The organism is Clostridium fungisolvens, assembly GCF_014193895.1.
Classification (GTDB): domain Bacteria; phylum Bacillota; class Clostridia; order Clostridiales; family Clostridiaceae; genus Clostridium_AR; species Clostridium_AR fungisolvens.
On the sequence record NZ_BLZR01000001.1, the window covers coordinates 1866038 to 1887363 of the forward strand.

Annotated in this window: 16 protein-coding genes and 1 riboswitch; of the genes, 15 read left to right on the plus strand and 1 reads right to left on the minus strand. The window is 30.9% G+C overall.

Annotated features, from left to right (window positions below; genetic code table 11):
• Nucleotides 1–66: 66 nt before the first annotated feature.
• Nucleotides 67–1464: a DUF4317 family protein gene (locus bsdtw1_RS07890; protein WP_183277040.1), complete on the minus strand. Its 1398-nt coding sequence runs from the start codon at nucleotides 1462–1464 to the stop codon at nucleotides 67–69.
• A gap of 296 nt (nucleotides 1465–1760) precedes the next feature.
• On the opposite strand from bsdtw1_RS07890, the gene bsdtw1_RS07895 reads away from it, so the two are divergent.
• The 15 genes from bsdtw1_RS07895 (at nucleotide 1761) to bsdtw1_RS07965 (ending at nucleotide 21321) form a co-directional block, all read left to right on the plus strand.
• Nucleotides 1761–2618 carry a hypothetical protein gene (locus bsdtw1_RS07895; protein ID WP_183277041.1) on the plus strand — a complete coding sequence of 286 codons (858 nt, stop codon included), beginning with the start codon at nucleotides 1761–1763 and terminating at the stop codon, nucleotides 2616–2618.
• Nucleotides 2619–3084: 466 nt separating this feature from the next.
• Nucleotides 3085–4806 carry an NAD(P)/FAD-dependent oxidoreductase gene (locus bsdtw1_RS07900; protein WP_183277042.1) on the plus strand — a complete coding sequence of 574 codons (1722 nt, stop codon included), beginning with the start codon at nucleotides 3085–3087 and terminating at the stop codon, nucleotides 4804–4806.
• A gap of 308 nt (nucleotides 4807–5114) precedes the next feature.
• Complete coding sequence (locus tag bsdtw1_RS07905) at nucleotides 5115–7034, plus strand: OPT family oligopeptide transporter (protein WP_183277043.1); 1920 nt, start codon at nucleotides 5115–5117, stop codon at nucleotides 7032–7034.
• On the plus strand, nucleotides 7024–7374 hold the full coding sequence (locus tag bsdtw1_RS07910; protein WP_183277044.1) for a PqqD family peptide modification chaperone: 351 nt from the start codon (nucleotides 7024–7026) through the stop codon (nucleotides 7372–7374). Before bsdtw1_RS07905 ends, bsdtw1_RS07910 begins: the two co-directional genes overlap by 11 nt.
• A gap of 379 nt (nucleotides 7375–7753) precedes the next feature.
• Nucleotides 7754–8161: a VOC family protein gene (locus bsdtw1_RS07915; RefSeq protein WP_183277045.1), complete on the plus strand. Its 408-nt coding sequence runs from the start codon at nucleotides 7754–7756 to the stop codon at nucleotides 8159–8161.
• A 477-nt stretch (nucleotides 8162–8638) separates the two neighbouring features.
• Nucleotides 8639–9172 carry a ribonuclease FAU-1 family protein gene (locus tag bsdtw1_RS07920; RefSeq protein WP_183277046.1) on the plus strand — a complete coding sequence of 178 codons (534 nt, stop codon included), beginning with the start codon at nucleotides 8639–8641 and terminating at the stop codon, nucleotides 9170–9172.
• A gap of 371 nt (nucleotides 9173–9543) precedes the next feature.
• Nucleotides 9544–9981, plus strand: coding sequence for a MarR family winged helix-turn-helix transcriptional regulator (locus bsdtw1_RS07925; RefSeq protein ID WP_183277047.1), 438 nt, complete (start codon nucleotides 9544–9546; stop codon nucleotides 9979–9981).
• 24 nt (nucleotides 9982–10005) lie between these two features.
• Entirely contained in the window at nucleotides 10006–10665 is a 660-nt protein-coding gene (locus bsdtw1_RS07930; RefSeq protein WP_183277048.1) for a YczE/YyaS/YitT family protein, read from the plus strand.
• Between the two features lie 294 nt (nucleotides 10666–10959).
• The gene (locus bsdtw1_RS07935; RefSeq protein ID WP_183277049.1) at nucleotides 10960–12042 is read left to right on the plus strand and encodes a helix-turn-helix transcriptional regulator; all 1083 of its coding nucleotides are present in this window, start codon (nucleotides 10960–10962) and stop codon (nucleotides 12040–12042) included.
• Between the two features lie 183 nt (nucleotides 12043–12225).
• Nucleotides 12226–14466 carry an RNA polymerase recycling motor HelD gene (gene helD / locus bsdtw1_RS07940; RefSeq protein WP_183277050.1) on the plus strand — a complete coding sequence of 747 codons (2241 nt, stop codon included), beginning with the start codon at nucleotides 12226–12228 and terminating at the stop codon, nucleotides 14464–14466.
• A gap of 110 nt (nucleotides 14467–14576) precedes the next feature.
• The gene (locus bsdtw1_RS07945; RefSeq protein ID WP_183277051.1) at nucleotides 14577–15038 is read left to right on the plus strand and encodes a YdeI/OmpD-associated family protein; all 462 of its coding nucleotides are present in this window, start codon (nucleotides 14577–14579) and stop codon (nucleotides 15036–15038) included.
• 89 nt (nucleotides 15039–15127) lie between these two features.
• Nucleotides 15128–15230, plus strand: a riboswitch (purine riboswitch).
• 308 nt (nucleotides 15231–15538) lie between these two features.
• Nucleotides 15539–17029 carry an NCS2 family permease gene (locus tag bsdtw1_RS07950; protein WP_183277052.1) on the plus strand — a complete coding sequence of 497 codons (1491 nt, stop codon included), beginning with the start codon at nucleotides 15539–15541 and terminating at the stop codon, nucleotides 17027–17029.
• Nucleotides 17030–17432: 403 nt separating this feature from the next.
• Nucleotides 17433–17843 carry a peptide deformylase gene (locus bsdtw1_RS07955; protein ID WP_183277053.1) on the plus strand — a complete coding sequence of 137 codons (411 nt, stop codon included), beginning with the start codon at nucleotides 17433–17435 and terminating at the stop codon, nucleotides 17841–17843.
• 37 nt (nucleotides 17844–17880) lie between these two features.
• Nucleotides 17881–18741: a GNAT family N-acetyltransferase gene (locus bsdtw1_RS07960; RefSeq protein ID WP_183277054.1), complete on the plus strand. Its 861-nt coding sequence runs from the start codon at nucleotides 17881–17883 to the stop codon at nucleotides 18739–18741.
• Between the two features lie 207 nt (nucleotides 18742–18948).
• Nucleotides 18949–21321: an ABC transporter permease gene (locus bsdtw1_RS07965; RefSeq protein WP_183277055.1), complete on the plus strand. Its 2373-nt coding sequence runs from the start codon at nucleotides 18949–18951 to the stop codon at nucleotides 21319–21321.
• The last annotated feature ends 5 nt before the right edge of the window (nucleotides 21322–21326 follow it).

Below are 21326 nucleotides of genomic sequence, written 5' to 3' on the forward strand. Positions count from 1 at the left end.
ACCCATGGCATTTTTGCCATGGGTTTTGAATTTGATTTGAATGGTTTGGATTAGAGTAGATCAAAATTAAAGTACAGTACTAACACCATTTACATTAGCTTGTTCATCTTCTTCAATAGGAATAACTATACATTTCTTTCCATCAATTATTTGTGACTTTATTTGAGTTACTTTTTCAGGCTTTACCTGAAGTACAATATCATAGTTCTCCACTGGATTTTTAGCTGATTCTACTTCAGAGTCAGAAATTTCTTCTAAAATAACCTCAGAATCTACGTCTAAATTAGTGTCTGAATCTGCTTCTAGATTAGAGCTTGAATCTGTTTCTGAAAGGGTTTCAGTGTCTGTGTCTAAAGCTATTTCTTTTTCTGATACTAATTCAGCCACTTGCTTCGTTTGCTCAAGTCTTTCTTCTAGGATACGGACTTTCTTTTCAAGTCGTTCTTCCTTTTTTCTTTGTTCATTTGCAGCAAGTACTTTCTTATCTATTAAATGTTCTACTACAGGAGGGGTATCACCGAATTCTTCTGTGTAGGATTTTTCGATTTTTTTAGTAATTTCTTCAGGAATTCCGTTTTCAATAAGAACATCTTGGATATTATCTATAGTTAAAGTTATAGGCTCAGCATCCTTACCGTTAATGGCATTGTTATCCTCTACCATAGTATTAAGAGTATCTTGAATTTCCATGAAGATACGCTCTGATTTTTTATCATCGCTGCCAAGTGCTCTCTGAATGATAGTATTGAAGGTTTCTTTCTGTTCAGTAGCAGTTTGCTTTGAACCACAGCCTAAAGCCTGTTCCATAAATTCTGGATGTGGATTCTTTGCATTTTTTGTGTAGTACATAATAGAGTGAATATCTGCGCTACGGTCTGTGAATGCTGGAAACACAAATCCAAGATCTGGAGTACCAACTACCCAGTCTCTAATACGAGCTCCGATTCTATTGTCATCTTCAAAGTATCCAAGCCCAGGTTCTGTAAGCTCAACTGGGCATATTGCACATAATATATATTCATATACTTCTTCAGATTCATCTAATTTTCCGTTGTCAGTAGTTTTAATAATAACATCGTAAGCATCATGGAATATAAGTATTAGAAAGTTACCTGTATAGTCATAACTGTCAATAACTAAGTCATAGAAATCATCAAGCAGCACGTCGTTTTTTAAGGCGCTTCTTTTTAGTTCCATTAGGGAAAGCTGTCTATTGCTTATATTATTTCCTTCTTCAACTGGAAAGTTAAGTTCAAGAATATTATTACCTACAGTTCCAGATAAGGTTTTTTTCGCAATTTCTAGATATTTAAAGAACTCTTCCTCTCTTAGATTCAAAAAAGTTTCCCTAAATTTTAATACTACATTTTTTTCACCATTGACATAGCAACCACACATTTTGGTAAAGGTACAATCGTCCTTTTTTAAACGTCTTTTTAATTCTAATATATCTTTTTTATTCATAAGTATCCCTTTCTTTTGATGAAGTCTATTTTACTGAGATGTTTTTAAATTAAATAAGCATAGGTTAGTATTTGAATGGAAAATATATGGTAAATATTATTTTATCTAATAATAGTATATTGTTCAATGGACAAGTCTGCAAGTGACTAAATAATTGAAAAAAATATATAGAATCATAGTAATATCTATCAAATTGGGTTAAGCACTGGATATTTGACTTTATAGAAGTAAATAATAAGATTTATTAAGCACATTTGGAATAAAAATTTTATGAAATAAACTTTTAGAGGTATATTATGCAGAATATATTATGGTTTATTGGTCTAGCTATCATTGGCATACTTAGTGCCATATATGCTATATATAAGAAAAAACATATTTATAAGATATCAACATTTTTTGTGTTTTATTTATTTGCAGCTAGTATTGCGTGGTGTGGTGAATTTCTAGTACTTGGTCTATTTAATTCTTACGCATATAAAACTGGTGTGTTGCAAGATGTATGGGCTCAAAACCTTTTAGGTCATTTAATTCTTAACACTACACTTTATCCTTCAGCTGCAGTAGTTATGGTGGCTTTTTCATTTAAGTTCGGCTGGATTTCCTTTGTTGCAGCTCTTTTTACAGCTATAGAGTATGTCTTCGTGAATCTAAGATTATATGAGCAGCATTGGTGGAGATACTATATGACTGCAATTGCAGTGGTAGGTATTTTATTATTTGATAACATGTGGTTTCCTAAAATAAATAAAAAATGCTATGGATTAAATAGAGCATTTGTATTCTATTTTGTGGCTATGATAATAGTACATATTCCAGCTCCAATTCTACTGCTTATGAGCAAACAATATTATAAATTAGGGTTTGTAAATAAATTTTTTGGTGACATATATTTATCAAGCATTATAATTATATTTTTCTATCATATGATCGAAGCTTTCCTTTTGGTGTTGTTCACTTGTATACTTAAAAAATGGTATTGGAGTGTACTACCATTTATAATTTCGATTGTGGCTCAAAGCATATTTGTAAAAATGGGTATATTGATTATAGAAAGTGGGTGGAATTTGGTTTATACCTTAATTCTCTATGAAATATTTATAGCAATTTTTATTTTGATTGAAAAATATACCGTAAGGCCACAGAAGTATTAAAGATAAAACATTTCAACCTATATTTGTCGAGATGTTAATAGTTTTCAGCCATTAATCTGATAATGCTTTTTCAAAAATCAATATCAAGTTGCATCCATAAGAATGATTATTCAATAAGGATAATCATTTTTTATTTACAAAATATTTGTATAAATTTAATTGGCATCAGTTGTAATTGTATTACATATTATGGAATTAAGAAGATGTTTTACTCTTCATAGAAGTGATACTGAACTGGTTTGCAAATAGCTACATCCAGAGATGTATCATTTAATCTGAAAACTATTAAGAAGCTCATCTGTATCATTAGAAGATTTTTGAAGATAATTAATATCTTTTAAGTTATACGATGGAAAAAACAATAAATTGATTAGAAGTTTCCTTTATATACACTAGAAAAGATAGATGGGCAAAAAATCATTAATGAAAGTCAAATTATCAATTTTTTATAGGAGTAGATAATTAAATGAATCTAAACAGTCAATCTTTATTTTATCCACCACAGCCGGACAACCCTAATGATAATGATAGAAATTTTTTGTCCCAATATGCGTTGGGAGAAAGAGGAAGGGCTGTGGATTTTAGTTTTGTTAAGAGAATTATGTCTCCACCTGCACAGATAACAAACTATGCTAAACCAGGCGAATTTAAGAATGTAAAAGTTGCTATATTAGGTGGTGGACTAGCTGGACTTGCCACAGCTTTTGAGTTAAGGAAAATAGGCTTTGATATTACAATTTACGAAGCTTTAGAAAACAGAGTTGGTGGAAGAGTATATACATACTACTTTAATGAACAGGAGAATTTGTATCATGAATTTGGGCCAATGAGAATACCTGTTACTCATGAAACAGTATGGCATTATCTAAATTTATTCAAGCTACCAACTAGACCTTTTATACAATATAGCGAAAATAGCTTTATATATTATAGAAATGCACGAGCTAGAAATGATCGGAACGGCGCTAGTGTTATGAAAAATATTTATCCTAAATTTGACCTGAAGCCGAATGAACGGAATACAAACTGGCAGAGATTGCAGGAAATTGCTTTAGATAGTCATTTGCTTTATGCGTCACCTGAAGTAAGAGCTGAAACCATAGAAGTGAAGCCTTATTATAATGAAAGAACTCTTATGTGGAGTGATAACTCTGGTATGAAGATGATGGAGTCCACCGGATTAAGTCAAGAAGCAATATCATTAGTTTCAAACTTTTCTTCTTTACTTTATGGAAATCTATATAATAGTTATATAGATTTTATTGAAGAAAGTTATCCAGCAGATCTCGCTTACTTGTATGAGATTCCTGGTGGGATGGTAAATTTTCCGAAGGCATTTATAAAATCTTTTAATGACCAAAATCCAACAAAAGAGTATCCTGATATAGATAAAGCAGCGCTTGGCAAGGTAGAATATAAAGCCGGCTGCTGGGTTAAAGAGATAGGCTTCGATAATTTAAGTCAAAATGTAGTCATAGAGTATGAAGACACAAAGCTTAAAGACAATTTGAAAGAAAAATTTGATTATGTAGTATGTGCCATTCCATTCTCATCCCTAAGAAATGTTAACATTAATCCATTGTTTAGCAATCTGAAAATGAGAGCAATTCGAGAAGTTCATTATACTCCATCACAGAGAACTCTGCTTTTATGTAAGGAGAGATTCTGGGAAAAGCAAGGTATTGTTGGAGGGGGATCCTTTACTGATATGCCAATTGCATCAATTTGGTATCCTTCAGATCATGCTAAATACATTAATAGTTCTAATAATAATGGAAACCAACTTAATAATCTTCCATCAAACGAGCCAGGAGTACTCTTAAGTTCATATAATTTCGGTCTGGATGCTATTCGGTTTAGCAATCTTCCCGAAGAAAAACTTTTTAGCGAGCTGAAAAGAGAAATTGAAATGGTACATGGACTGTCTGTGGGGTATCTTGATAATATAATTGAGGAACATAAGACAGTTTCTTGGGATAAAGAACCATCATTTAGAGGGGCGCTAACCTTTTTTCAACCTGAACAAAAGAGACTGTTTTCATATGCAATGACTCTTCCTGAGTATAACAACAGAGTATTTTTCGCCGGAGAACATATATCTGCAGTTCACAGATGGATGCAAGGAGCTTTGCAAAGTGGAATGAAGGCTGCCAACGATTTAACCATATCCTGCAAAATGCATGGATGATGAATGGAATATTTCAATTTTTAAGCAATTAATACTATTTTAGTATCAATTGCTTGTTTTTTTTGTAGGATTTATTCTAAATAATTGCTACAAAATTTTATTAGAATAGTCTATTATGTACATGCTGATTTGAAATTTACATAATATTTTGTGTTAAAAATTTGATAATTGAAAAAGTAAGTGTATTGTTTTTGCAATTATCTTAAATTAATTAGTGAATTAATTCCTCCTTAAAAATTCATAAAGATACAACTATTTTGAAACCGTGTTATAATCATCTGGGGGCAAAATTAAAGGAGGCACATCTTATGGATAAAAAGTTATCAAAAGATGCATATGGTGGCGTAGCTGGTAAAGACTATGTTCCTTATATTTCTACTGGATCTAAGTCTGGTGGAAACGTTGTAGTATTAACAATCGGTATTATATTAGCAGTTTTATTCGCAGCATCAACTGCCTATTCAGGCATGAAATCAGGTCTTACAGTTGCTGCAGGTATACCTGGATCTATAATAGGATCTGGTTTTATAGCTGCATTCGCTAAGAAAAAAGGTATACTAGGTAAAAACTTAGTACAAGGTATGGCAAGTGGTGGAGAATCAGTTGCTAGTGGTGTAATTTTCGTGTTACCTGCAATTCTTTTAATAGGAGCTAAAGTTAGTTTCATTGAAGGTTTTGCAGTGGGAGCAGCTGGAGTTTTATTCGGTCTTGGAATAGCTTCACTTGTTTACAACTACTTAATCGTTGAAGAACACGGTAAATTAATGTATCCAGAATCAATGGCTATATCTGAAACACTTGTTGCTTCAGAAGGTGCTGGGGATTCAATGAAGTTTATGGGGATTGGTTTTGGAATAGGTGGAGTTATAACTGTTATAACTAGCTCATTCTTAAACTTAGTTAATAATGTTGTAAGTTATGTAAATGAAACTTTTTACAAGTGGAGATTTGAAATTGAAGTAAACCCTCTATTATTAGGTATTGGATTCATAGTTGGTATGGAAGTTTCTGTAACAATGTTTGCAGGAGCATTATTATCTAACTTTGGTATCATGCCATTAATAGGTTATTTTGCTGGACTTGGAAAAGATGGCGTAAATGTGTGGAATAATCCTCATGTTGCTATAAACGCTATGCAAGTTAAGAATATTGCTGGTAGCTATGTAAAATACATCGGAGCTGGTATGATGCTTTCTGGTGGTATAATAGGTGCTATTAAGCTTATTCCTACTATAGTTTCTTCTATAAAAGAAACTCTTAATGCTAAAGGTTCAAAGGGTGGTAATGGGTCATCTATTGCAAACATACTATTACTTGGTGGCATAGTATTAGGTTTTGTAGCTGGATTCATAGCATCTGGTGGTAATGTAGCAATGGCATTACTTGGAGCTGTTTTATCTTTATTCTTATCATTACTATTTGTAATAGTTTCTGGTCGTTTAACTGGTACTATAGGAACTTCAAATCTTCCTGTATCAGGTATGACTATAGCTTCTATAGTTGTTGTAACATCTTTATTCGTTGCAATGGGATGGAAAGATGTTGCTAGCAATAAAGCTTTACTTTTATTTGGTACATTTATAGTTACTGCTATATCAGTAGCTGGTGGTTACTCACAATCACAAAAGGTTACTTATATAATAGGTGGAGACAAAAAAGAAATGGACAAGTACTTTGCTATAGCTGGAGTTCTTGGTGTTGCAGTAGTTGTTGGTACAATATTACTACTTTCAGGCCAACTTTCAATGACTGGAGACAACGTTCCATTTGCATTACCACAAGCTAACTTAATGTCAACATTAACAGCTGGTATAATGTCAGGACAATTACCTTGGGTTATGATATTTGTTGGTGTTGTTATGGGATTGTTCTTATTCTTGTTAAACCTTCCTATAATGGCAATAGCTATAGGATTCTATTTACCAATATCTACAACTACAATAATATTAATTGGTGCATTAGTTAGATTATTTGTAGAAAAGACTTCTAAGTCTGAAAAAGATAAGGAAGCTAAGGTTTCTAATGGTATAAGCTTATCTTCAGGACTTGTTGCTGGAGGTTCTATATTAGGACTTGTAGGTATAATATTCCAAGTATCAGGTCTTGTAAAAGGTACTGAACCAACAGGATTTGCTGGTACAAATGGAATGGCATTTATAGTACTAGCTGCTTTAGTAATAGCTACTATAATACCTATAATGAAGAGCAAGGTAGATAATGCTAAATAATAATGAAGATGTATTAAACATAATATATAAAATATCTGACAATATAAAATATGAGGTTGATGAAGAAGGAATTGTAACTATAATGATAAGACAAGATCATAAAGTGCAAAATTTCTTTAGAAAACTTAAATTCCGAATTCCAGAGTATAGAAAGCTTTCTCTAGATGAATATGGAAGTTGGATATTTTTACAGATAGATGGCAAGAAAAATGTGAAAGCTATTGGGGAAAGTTTAGAAACGAAGTATGGTGATAAGGTTCATCCACTTTATGAAAGATTATTGTTGTTTTTAAACCATATAGACACTAATTGCCACTATATAGAAAAAGTAAATTTATAATATATTTGGTGGCACTTAATTTTAGGTGCCATCCACATATCTAGGTTTATACTAGTTGAAAATTTTATAATTTATTAGATAGTAGAAAAGCATTTTCCTAGTTAGGAGGATGCTTTTTTATTTATTGGAGTCATTCACGAAGGCAGCTCACCTCACAAAGTGTAATGAAAAAAGCTTGTTTTTTTCGTAGAAAGTTACAAAATTTTAGAGATAGTTAACCCTAAATTTTTCAAAAGTTTTAGAAGTTTTACTATTATTTTGTGATACATCTTTATATGATCTTATGTAAAATACAATGCAAATGCAGAAAGATATATTGAAAAGACATTTTGATAAGAATATAATGGTTATCCAATAAAGTGTTTTAGGAGGAAAATATATGAGTATAAAAATGATTCACCATATATGTATTCAAACAGAAAAATATCAAGAGTCATTGGACTTCTATACGAGAATATTAGGTTTTCATATAGTTAATGAAACTTCCAATTTTCATGGAAGAGCTTTTAATACATGGATGAAACTTGGCAGTTTTATGATAGAACTTCAAACGCCAAAGGAAGGTGAAGAATTCAATAAATGGTCTTCTTTAAATGCTGGACCAGTACATATGGCATTTATAGTTGATAATGTAGAAGAAGAATATGAAAGAATTAAATCTTTAGGATATAACGATTTTAAACTGAAGAATGGTAAAGTAGTATATAAGGTACTTGGAGAAAATTTGTTTAAAATAAAGGCTCCAGAGGGAACAGAAATAGAGATGAGAGATACTGATATTGCATAAACTTATTATAAATGAATGACTGAGTCTGGATATATGAAATGTGATTTAATAGAGTATGCTAAAATAAACTATTGGTAGTATGCGTAATAGGCGTAGCATATTTATATGGGAAAATATGTAGTAAGTAATCATAAACAAAACCGTATGTTATATAATATAGCGTATGGTTTTATTATATATAAACTACTTCATATATAAATCTTATTTGGGACAGGTCTATCTAAAATTGAAAAATTTCAATCCGAAATCAATTTTCAAAACTCCTCTGTGTTCTGAGAGGAGAGTTTGAAAATACAAGTTAGAGTATGAAGTGGTTCATCTATATATAAAGTTCCTAACTCAACTGTTAATTTATACATGCCCGAAAATCCCCAAAAGCCGAGATTTTAGAACAAGTATTAATTAAGCTTCGATACAGGAACTCTTAATAATATTAAAATTTTTATATACAAATTAATATTAAGGAAGTGTGTGGTTTTGATTAAGAGAAAGTATGCCAATAAACCAGATTGGACAAGAGTCTTAAAAAGAAAATTTACCACAAGATATTTTAAAAATGCTGATTTTGAAGGCTATGCATCAGTAACTTCTATACAAAAAGTAAGTAAACCATTAATAAAAAACATATTAGGGAAAGATTATTGTTTAGCGGATGATGGGTATATATGGCTTGAGATAATGCCTTTTAAAGGTAATTATTGTATGACAACCATGTATGATCAGAATAAAGAAATAGTACAGTGGTATTTTGATATTACTAGAAAAAAGGGTCTTACTGAAGAAGGAATCCCATTTTTCGAAGATCTATTTCTAGATGTTGTAGTATTACCTGATTCTAATGTCCTTCTACTTGATGAAATGGAACTTAAAGATGCACTTGATAAAGGTGAGATTACAGAACAAGAGTTTAATATGGCATATACGGAAGCTAAAGAAATCATGAAAAATATTGCAGTGGATGTAAATAAGTTATCAGATTTTAGCAATAAGTATTTAAAAGAATTTTTTTAATGTAATGAAATTTATATGTAATTGAGTGATATATCTATAGATAAATATATAAATAAAGCAGTAAAAAATAGGGGAACCAAGTCATAATAGACAAGGTTCTCTTTTGCTATCTAGTAAAATATAAAATTTCTATGGTGGCTAAACCTAGATGTTTCAATAGTTTTAGAAGCTTCTTATGGCTATGAAGTAAAAAGTAAGTTGAACTTTCAACTAAATTAGGATATATTATTAGTTGAAATTTCAACTAATAGGAGTTCCTATGTGGAAACTTAATTTATGCTTGTTCGAAAATCACACACCCATTACTTTTAGCACGTATAAATCAATAGTTGAGCTAGAAACTCTAAAATTAACTGTTGTGAGGAAGTATAATGAAAGAATTAGATTGTAGGGTATTACGATTTTTGGGAACCATATATAGGGCTACAAATTCCAAATCCGATTATAAATATAAGCAATTTGAACTACAAAAAGGACAATATATGTTCTTGACTAGGATTTGTGAAAATCCAGGAATTAATTTTGTGGATTTATCAAATATGTTAAAGGTAGACAAAACTACAACTACAAAAGCAGTGCATAAGCTTATTGATATTGGTTACTTAAATAAAGAACAAGATGAAAGAGATAAGAGAGAATATAAATTGAATCCGACTAAGAAAGGTTTAGAAGTATATGAATTTATACTTGAAGAAGAAAGAAGACAACTTGAGATATCCTTCAAAGGTTTTAGCGAGGAAGAAAAGAAGTTAGCTACGGAATTGATAAAAAGAATGAGCGAAAATATAGAAGAATATTGGATAAAATAAAGAACGAAGAATAGTGAGGAGAGCATGAAAAATTTATTAGGTATGATATTAAGATTGACGCTAGGATTTTTTTTCTGTGCAGCGGGAACTGTAATGGCTTTAAATTCAAAGCTAGGTTTAAGTCCGTGGGATGTATTCCATCAAGGCTTAACAAATGTAATTGGCATAACTATTGGACAGGCTAGTATTTTAGTTGGAATAGTTGTAGTAATAATAGCAAGTATATTAGGAATTAAAGTTGGACTGGGAACTATTGCTAATATGATAGTGATTGGATGCTTCATTGATTTAATAATATATACTAAGATCATACCAGTTTGCAATAATTTAGTTGCAGGAACATTGATGATGCTCGGTAGTCTGCTTGTAAGTGCCATAGGTAGTTATTTATACATAGGATGCGGAATGGGGTGTGGACCAAGGGATGGACTTATGATTGCATTAGTGAAGCTTACTGGCAAACCCATAAGCCTTATAAGGTTTTTTATTGAAATGGGTGCTTTAATAATTGGTTGGACATTAGGTGGTTTTGCTGGAGTGGGAACTTTTATAACAGCTTTTGCAGTAGGATATTGTGTTCAAATAGTTTATAAAGTATTTAAATTTGATGTAAAATCACTAAATCATAGAAATATTAAACAAGGGGTAATATATATTAACCAGTGCTTATTAGGACAAAGCTAATTATGAATATAGCATAGAAAAGCATACTACAAAAGATTATTTATGCATTTTGCAAGAAGATTACTAAGAATAGAATTTCAACAATAATCTTAGAATATAGCTAAACTATAAAACTCTTACCTAAATTGATAGGTAAGAGTTTTATCATATAGATATTTTCTTGTATTATAAATAAGAGTTGATATAGAATTGTGTTGAAATTAGGTTTTTGTAGCGCAATCCCATAAGACCACAACTATTATCAAAAGAAAATATTGCAGATGTGTTAATGTTTTGTAAAAGGAGGAATGACAAATGATAACTAGTAATGTGAAAAAAATACTAGACTATGTAGAACAAAATTTAGATGAAGATTTTTCTTTAAACGACTTGGCAAATAACTGCAATTTTTCACCGTATTATTGTTCTGTTATTTTTCATAAGTTTTTTGGTGAAACTATGAAAAGTTATGTGAAAAAACGCCGACTTGTTTGTGCAGCAAATGAGCTTAAAAGTACAGATAGCAGAATTGTTGATATTGCTGTAAAATACGGATATTCATCACAAGAGGCGTTTTCAAGAGCTTTTTCTTTGATGTTTGGAGTATCACCTAAAAGATTTCGTGAAAATCCTAAGCCCCTTGCTGATTATGAAAAAAATAGTCATCCTCCAATCAAAAACAAGGAGAACACAGCTATGAAAAATGAAACTATTAAAAATGTACAAAGTCAAATTAAAAGAGATTATCCATTTAAAACCTTACATATCTTAAATGGACTCAGTATGCTTAGTTTTTTTCAAAAAAATCGCTTGATCAGTGAAAATGAAGTATATGTTCCATTTAATGAAGCTATGTGCTGGGGAGAAACCTCAGAAAAGGTCTTCTCACCGGAATTTATAGAAAAAAGGACTATCTCTTTAAAATCTACAGCTGAAGAATATAAAAAGATCGTTATAGAGCCGCTAAGACCTTTATTAGACGAAAAGTTTGACATTATTGTTTTGTGGTTTGGCGATGATATGTTCTGTCAGATGAATTTAATAACGATACTTGCCTTTTTGGAACAAATTCATTTTAAAGGTGATGTGCTTTTCTGCATGGCGGAAGAGCAAACTGACACAATGTTACCCAATGCCTTTGAAATCAATATAGAGAATTATTCAGAGATTTATGAAACCATATTATGTTATAGAAAAAAATGTGATATAAAATTACTGCCTGTAACTTATCAGGCGATGAATTTGTATCTTACCTATAGAGAAGAAAATAGTGATATTAAAAAGTATATCAAAAATAATTTAACTAAGGACAATCTTATAAAAGATCTGCTTATATTATTTCCTCAGTATGGGCTTGGAGATTTACAGTATAAATGGATGATTGAAGAGATTAAATAATATTAAAGTGAGGGGAGAAATATAAAATACTTCTCCCCTTACTTTAATTATACCATATTTAAAAAGCTAAATACAGACTGTTTCTTTTTACCCCGTTTTGCTAAGATGTTATAGCGATAGTCTTTAAGTTATGATTAGATTAAGGCTAGGAGCATCTATATTTAAGGCATTGGAGGGGTATTCATGAATAAGAATGACTTAGAATGGAAACTTGAAAATCAGTGGTTAGAAGCAGTGCTTAAAGAAGCTCAAAAACAGTTCAATGAAAAGGTGGATTTTAAGGAAAAATTCAAAAAAGATGCTATTGAAACTCAAAGACAACTATGGCAAGATTTAGGTTCAGTTTCTATAGCAAATGGAATGGATCAGATTGTAGAGTTTATGGAATTTATAGATGTCATGAAAATCCAAAAGAGAAAACATGAGCTAAGTAGAAAATTCCAAGAGAAGTATGAAAGAATAGTTGAATCTCCTTATTTCGGAAGAATCGATTTTTTAGAAAAAGGAGAGGAGAAAGAGGAAAAGTTTTATATTGGAATCTCAAACCTTACTGATGATAATTACGATTTTCTTGTTTATGACTGGAGAGCACCAGTTTCAAGCATGTTTTATGACTATGAGATTGGAGAGGCTATGTTTGAATGCCCTGAAGGTATAGTGGAAGGTAACCTTACCTTAAAAAGACAGTATAAAATTAGTAACGGAAAAATTGACTATATGTTTGATAGTAATCTTAAGATAGATGATGAAATACTTCAAGATATCTTAAGTAAGAACACTGATAATAAAATGAAGACCATAATAACAACAATTCAAAGAGAGCAGAATAAAGTAATCCGTAACGAACAATATAAAAACTTGATTGTTCAAGGTCCTGCAGGAAGTGGAAAAACATCTGTTGCTCTCCATAGAATTGCTTATCTCTTATATAAACATAGGGATAAGATAACCCCTCAAAACATAGTGATATTTTCCCCGAATGAGATTTTTAATGATTATATTTCTAATGTTTTACCAGAGCTTGGGGAAGACAATATGAACCAAACAACCTTTAAGGAATATATGCATAATGCCTTAGGTATTGGCTTTAAAAAGGAAAACTACTGCGAGATGATGGAATATATTTTGGCTTCAAAGGATGAAGCTAGTTATGAAGAAAGAATAAATAATATTAAATATAAGGCCTCCATGGAATTTATAGATGTACTAAAGAAATATGTTGTTTATGTTGAAAATCTTGAAAGAGATTTTAGAGACATAAGTTTAAGAGGGAAATTAATAATATCCTCTGATGAAATAAATAAATTATTTTTTAAGGATTATTCTGACCTTCCACTAAAAAGAAGGCTTCAAAAGATAAGAGAGAGAATTCTTTTCCTTGTAGAACCTTATGAAAAACTTTGGATAGAAGAAGTGGCTCATGAACTAAAGGAGACTGGATCATATATAGATAAAAATGAAATCAACGAGAAAAGTAAAGCTCTTGTAAAAGCAGAAATGAAAGATCTATACTATTCAATCAATAGGAGTACAGAGTTTAATTTATTAGATATTTATAAAAAGCTTTTCGAGAAATTAGAGGCATTTGCTAAAAGTTCAGACTCTGAATACAACGAACAAAAGCTTTACGAGATTAAGCGCTATACTTTAGAAAATCTAAGAGGTAAAGTATTAAATTATGAAGATCAATCACCTCTTTTATATCTTAAAGGAGCTTTAGGAGATCTTCCTAAGACCTCATCAATTAAATATGTAATTATAGACGAGGCACAAGACTATACGCCTTTGCAATATGAAATATTAAATCAACTGTTTAGTCATGCAGATATGACCATATTAGGAGATCTAAATCAATCGATAAACCCATTTATGAACGTAGGGGATTATAAAAATATTGCAAAGATATTCCCTGAGAATAATACTTGCATAATAAATTTAAGCAAAAGTTATAGATCCACCATTGAAATTACAAGATTCTCAAGAAAACTTTTAAATCAAGAAATTACAGATGGATGTGTAGAAAGAAGTGGAGAAGAGCCTTTACTTCTTGGTTTTTCTAACGATGATGCAATAAAGGAAAGACTTCTTAGTGATATAAAAATATATAAAGAAAAAGAGTACCAATCCATTGGAATAATAACGAGAACTAAAAAAGAAGCTCAAGAGGTATTTAACTTCTTAAAAGATAAGATTGATGTGAAATGCATAATGAAGGATGATGACGAATATGTAAGTGGTATTTTGGTAATTCCAGCATATCTAGCCAAGGGATTAGAATTTGATGTGGCACTTATATATAATGTAGGAAATGAAAATTACAAAAGTGAAGAAGAAAGACTTCTACTTTACACAGCATGCACAAGAGCGCTTCATGTTTTAAATGTATATTATTCAGATAAGCTTACACCTTTGCTTGATTTTTGATATAATTAATTAATAATAGATGATAAAGATGAAACACTTCAAACCGAAAACTATTTTCAATATTGAAGTGTTTCATCTAAACTTAAACAAGTGAAAAGGGAGTGAATTCATTGAAGCAGGAATTTAAAGCAATTATAAAGCAGGTTGAAAATAAAGATGCAGGTTTTGTTGAACCACCATTTGATGTTCAAGAAGTGTTTGGTTCAAAGCGTGTGAAAGTTAAAGCTACCTTCGATGGTATAGAATATAGAGGATCTGTTGTAAATATGGGCGGCTGCTATATGCTTGGGTTAACAAAAGAGATTAGAAATAAAATTGGCAAAGGCTTTGGTGACGAAATATTTGTTACGATAGAAAAAGATGAAGAAGAACGTACTGTAGAGGTTCCTGAAGATTTCCTAACAGCAATGAATGGCAGTGAAACAGCTGTAGCTACCTTCAATTCTCTTTCATACACAGGAAAGAAGGAATACGTAACTTGGATTACTTCAGCTAAGCGTGAAGAAACTAGACTTGATCGTATTAATAAGTCTGTGGCCTTACTTTCAGAAGGTAAGAAGCTGAGAGGCTAATATCACATCAATTAAAGCATTTATTTAAAAAAATATTATTACCTCTTGTAAAATTCGACAAATTACACTATAATTTAATAGGAAATCATTTTGCAAAATTAAATAGGTTCGATATATCGCCGACAAATATGGGTTGGCAGTTTCTACCGGGTGACCGTTAATTACCCGACTATCGAGAAGTTGATTAAGAGTTTGAATTTTTAGTACATAACTCGTAATTAAGTATTTTCGATAGGTTGAGACTTTGTTTCAATCTATTTTTTTATTCTTTAAGAAACTATATCAATTATAAATTAATTTTTGAACAAGCTTAGGTATTATATTAGATTTAATAAGTTTTTCTAAAAAGAATAGAAAAGAAGAAAAGTGTAACACTTATGAGAATTTTTTATGATAGGTTTAGAAAAAGCGTAGGTGGAAACAATACTAATGAAAGTGATTATATCGAATTATTTAAACATTAGATTTTCTTAAAAAAATATTTTTAAGGAGTTATAGAGATGGAAAAATTTTTCAAGCTTAAACAATATGGTACAAATGTACGAACTGAAGTTATCGCTGGTCTTACAACATTCTTTACTATGGCGTACATCATTTTTGTAAATCCAAGTATTCTGCAATTAGCAGGAACTGCGGACAACCCTTTTAACCCACAAGGTATATTTGTTGCAACAATTATATCTGCAGTGGTTGGTACACTTGTTATGGGTCTTTTTGCTAACGTGCCTTATGCATTAGCTCCTGGTATGGGATTAAATGCATTCTTCACATTCACAGTATGTGGAACTATGGGATTCACATGGCAACAAGCTTTAGCAATGGTATTTATCTGTGGCGTTGTAAACATAATTATAACAGTTACAGGACTTCGTAAGATAATTATACGTTCTTTACCATCAGTTTTACAAAAAGCAATAGGTGGTGGTATTGGTCTATTTATAGCATATATAGGGATAAAAGACAGTGGTCTTTTAAAATTCACTGCTGATCCTGGGACATACTTATTCTTGGGAAAAACTCCTGCTGATGCAACAGTTATAACAAATTCATCTGCTGTTCCAGCACTTGTTAACTTCTCAAGTCCTTCTGTGCAGTTAGCACTACTAGGAATTATTTTAATACTTGTTCTTATGATTTTAAGAGTTAAAGCAGCTATTTTAATAGGTATTACTTCAATAACTGCTCTAACATTTATAGAAATTGCTTGTGGCGTTAATCCTGGCGTTTTTGGATTCCATGCAAAAAATGCACAAGAGTTTTTCTCTTCAGCAAATATATCACTTAGCGGTATAGGAACTTCTATTGGTGCAGTTAAATACACAGCTTTCAAGATGGACTTCGCTGGACTTTTTGCTGATGGTGGTAAGTTATTACTTGCGATCACTGCTATGATAGCATTTATCCTTACAGATATTTTTGATGCACTTGGAACATTCATCGGTACTGGTCGTCGTGCAGGTATATTTGATGCAGAAGACGAAAAACTTATGCTTGAAGGTAAGGGAGTTAAGTCACGTTTAGATAAGGCTTTATTCGCTGATTTAAGTGCTACAATAGTAGGTGCATTCTTCGGAACATCAAATACTACTACATACGTTGAAAGTTCAGCTGGTATTGCTGCTGGTGGTAGAACAGGTTTATCATCAGTTGTAACTTCAATAATGTTCTTAGTATGCTTAATCTTCGCTCCAGTAATCGGAATTATACCTTCAGTTGCTACAGCTCCTGCACTTGTAGTTGTTGGTATCCTAATGATGTCTTCTATCGGAGAAATCGACTGGAAAGACTTAAGTGTAGCATCAGTTGCATTCCTTACAATTGCACTTATGCCGTTTGCTTATAGCATCACAACTGGTATCGCATTTGGATTTATAAGCTATGTTATAATTGCTATTGTTAAGAAGGAAACAAAGGGAATACATCCAGTTATATATCTATTCACTGGCTTGTTTATATTAAACTTTGTATTATTAGCAATTAGAAATCTTTAATTATAGTTCACAAAGTGCCGTAAAACTTAGGTTTTACGGCACTTTTTATTTGTTTTAGAGGTAATTATTATTCAATTAAATCACTCAAGAGACTTTCTTCAGTGATTTTTTATAGCCTAACTTTAGCAAATTAGGAACAGTTTTATTATATCTGCGATGTTATACTATAATTACCACGTGGGGAAAGGGTCGATGAGATTTTGAATTATAATGATGCAATGGCACTATGTATTGAGTTCATTGAGAAAAATATTAAAAAGTAAACCAATGATATTAAAAGCATCATTGGTTTATGTTATAATTTTTTTGAACTAAATTATTGAATAGGGTTAGGATATATTATGTATTTTAGAATCCTATCTTATTTTTATAAAGAATATAATTGAAAAAAGAGGTATATATTGTGATAAAACCAATTGTAAAAGATATATTATTTTTAGGACAAAAATCAGAAGAGGCAACTAAAAATGATATAGTGATAGTTGATGATTTAATAGATACATTGAGAGCAAACTTAGAAAATTGTGTTGGATTGGCTGGTAATATGATTGGAGCAAAAAAGCGCATATTGGTATTTACTGTTGGCAACCTTATTGTTCCTATGATAAATCCAGTAATATTAAAGAAAGAAAAGCTTTATGAAACAGAAGAGAGTTGTTTATCTTTAATTGGCTTTAGAAAGACAAAGAGATATGAAATGATAGAGGTGGAATATCTTGATAGAAATTTTAAGAAGCAAAAGCAAGTTTTTACTGGGTTTACAGCACAAATAATACAACATGAAATGGATCATTTTGAAGGCATAATAATCTAAAGTATATATTAAGAATGATTTTGAGAGGAGGGTGACGATGAAATATACTTATATTAAATCCTATAAAGATAATGATAAAATGCGTAAAAGCCTTAATGAGTTAACTGAAAGGACTTTTGGCTTTAACTTTGAAAACTGGTATTCAAATGGTTTCTGGGGAAATAAGTACATTCCACATTCTTTGGTAGATGGTGATAAGGTTATAGCTAATGCTTCTGCTAATATAATGGATTTCGATTTAGATGGTACACAGAAACATTATATTCAAATCGGTACAGTTATGACAGATAAGGATTATCGCGGCCAAGGTTTGAGTCGTTACCTGATACAGAGTATTATAGATGAATATAAAGAAAATTCAGATGGAATATATTTATTTGGAAATGATAGTGTTGTAAATTTTTATCCTAAGTTTGGATTTACGACAAGTAAACAATATCAGTATAGCAAAGATATTTATTCAAATAATATAAATAAAATACAACAGGTTAATATGTCTGACGAAGGCGCATGGAATGACTTTTTCAAAACTGTGAGCAATAGTGTAAGTAATGATAGGTTCACTATGAATAATCCAGGATTGATTGCATTTTGGACAAGATGGAGCGACTCAGTCTATTATTCCGCTGAACAAGAGGCTTACATTATCGCTGACATAAACGGAGATAACCTTTATGTTAATCAAATAATTGCATGCCATAGAGTGAACCTAGAAACGGTAATCAGTTCTTTTGGTGATGGTATTAAAAAGGTTACGCTTGGATTTACACCCTATAATGCAACTGGGTATACCATTAATGAATATCACGAAGATGATTGTACGTTGTTTATTCTCGGAAAAGATTTAGAAAGCATAGAAAATAAAAAACTAATGTTTCCAGATTTATCTCATGCTTAAGCTGAATATATTATGAAAATCCTTTTACAACTATTAATTGTAAGAGGATTTTTTTCATTTAAGGATTATTTAATAATTGGTAAATTATAATGAATTCATAGTGATTGATGTGCACTTTAATCTTAGAGCAATAAAAGCTTCTCTGAGTTCTGAAAGTAGGCTTAGGATAAAGTGTAAGTCAGTGTAAAAGATTTGTGGAGGGAAAAAATGTTTTTTAGAATATTAAAAAAGGATTTCAAACGAAAGAGATCAATGAACATTATTCTTTTATTATTTATCATAATGGCAACAACCTTTTTGGCTAGTAGCGTAAATAATCTAATAGCGGTATCAAGATCAGTTGGCTATTTCATGGATAAAGCTAAAACTCCTGATTATATTATTTCTACTTATGATAGGGGAGAAAATGAAGAGTTATATAAATGGCTTAATTCTTCTAAGCTTATACAGTCTTATGAGATTGATAAAAGTACTTTACTTTCTAAGGATAATATCAAAATAAAAACAGGGGACACCCTTAGGGAGTTTGATCCTTATGGACAAATTTTATTTCAAGCTCAACCACATAAGTATGGGAAAATGCTAAATGATAATGGAGATGAAATTAATTTGAAAGCTGGAGAAATTGCTTTTTCATTGGATGATAAAAGAAAAAATAATCTAGAAATTGGAGATAAAGTCGTTGTTACACTTGGGGATATCAGAAAAGAACTTACAATAAAGACGTTTATAAAAGATGCTCTCTTTGGATCAAGCATGGTTGATATGAAGAGAATCCTCATAAGTGATGAGGATTATGAGGTTTTCAAAACTTATAAAGATGCAGGTGCTATAAATAACTATTACATTATTTCAAAGGATACAAAGGCTTTAGAAAAAGAATTTAAAAGTATAGAGTGTAGTACAATAATCAGTTTTGACAAAGCATTTCTAAGTACTACTTTTATTCTGGATCTGATACCATATGGAGTTTTAATTATAGTAAGTCTTTGCCTTATTTTAATAGCATTTTTGATTTTAAGGTTTACAATAGTTTTTACCTTGCAGGATGATTTGAAAGAAATAGGAGTGATGAAGGCCATTGGTCTTAGAAACTTTGATATAAAGAAGATTTATTTAATAAAGTACTTTGCAATAACAATAATCGGTGTAGTAATTGGCTTTGCGGCAAGCTTCCCTTTTGGAAATATCTTTCTTAATCAATTTAAAGGAAACATTTTAATGGAGTCTTCCTTTGGAAATATGGCTGTTAATATGGGATGTTCTATCTTTATAGTATTTATGGTTATTTTATTCTGCTATTCATGCACAAGAAGGTTGAACAAGTTCTCAACAATAGATGCAATCAGAAATGGAAGTAATGGTGAAAGTTTTAAGGGGAAATCAAGATTAAAACTTAAAAGTTGCACAAAGGTTAAAGCACCTATGTTTATTGCCTTAAATGATATTTTATGTAATCTTAAGAGATTTGTGGTTTTGATTTTAACCTTCTGTATAGGAACAGTTTTAATTATTATCCCTTTAAACACAATAAATACTTTTAAGGATGATAATATTATTAGGTTATTTGGGTGGAATAGAAGTGATGTATTTATTCAAACTGATAAGATGGATAAGTATACAATGGGAGCAAACAAAGAAGAGTATATAAGAGATATGGACAGTCTTACAAGCTCCTTTAAAGATAATGGTATAGATATAAAGCTTTATGGAAGTTTAATTTATAGACTTAAATTTTATGTTGAAGATAAAGATGATACTTCCTCATTAATGGCCTTTCAGACTATAAAAAATGATGAAAATAATGTTGCTCTTTTAAAGGGTAAGATGCCAGAATTAAAAAATGAAGTAGCAGTAACTGAAACCGTGGCTAAGAAACTCAAGGTTTCAGTTGGAGATACAATTTATACACAAATAGGTAATGAGAAAAAAGAATTTATTGTAACAGGTTTATTTGAAAGTATGAATAACATGGGTGAGTCAGTAAGATTAAATCCTAAGATAGATATAGATTTTAGTTATTTAGCGGGAGTTGGGCCTTTTCAAGGAGATTTCATAGGAAAGGAAAAGCCTGAATTTTTAATGGACAAATTAAAAACTAAATACCCAAGTTACACCTTTCAAAATTCTCAAGAATATATTTCGAAATATATAGGAGGCTCTATAGCTCAGCTTGATACAATGAAAAATCTAATAGCGTTAATAGTGGTATGTATAAATGGTTTGATTACAGTTTTAATGGTGAAAACATTTATAACTAAGGAAAAAGGTGAGATAGCGATGCTTAAAAGTGTTGGTTTTAGAAATAGCTCTATTAGATTTTGGCAGACAGGTAGAATCAGTATAGTTCTTATTGTGGCAATTGCTTTAGGGATTATAATGTCAAATTTCCTTGGGCCTTTAACAATAGGTCAAGTATTTGCGGTACTTGGTGTTCATAACATTATATTAAAGGTAAATCCATTGGAAGTATATGGCATATATCCGATTATGATTTTAGTAGTTACTACAGCTATAGCATATTTAAGTGCTGGAGCTGTTAAAAAAGTAGATTTAAAAGAAATAAATAATATGGAATAAGGTAG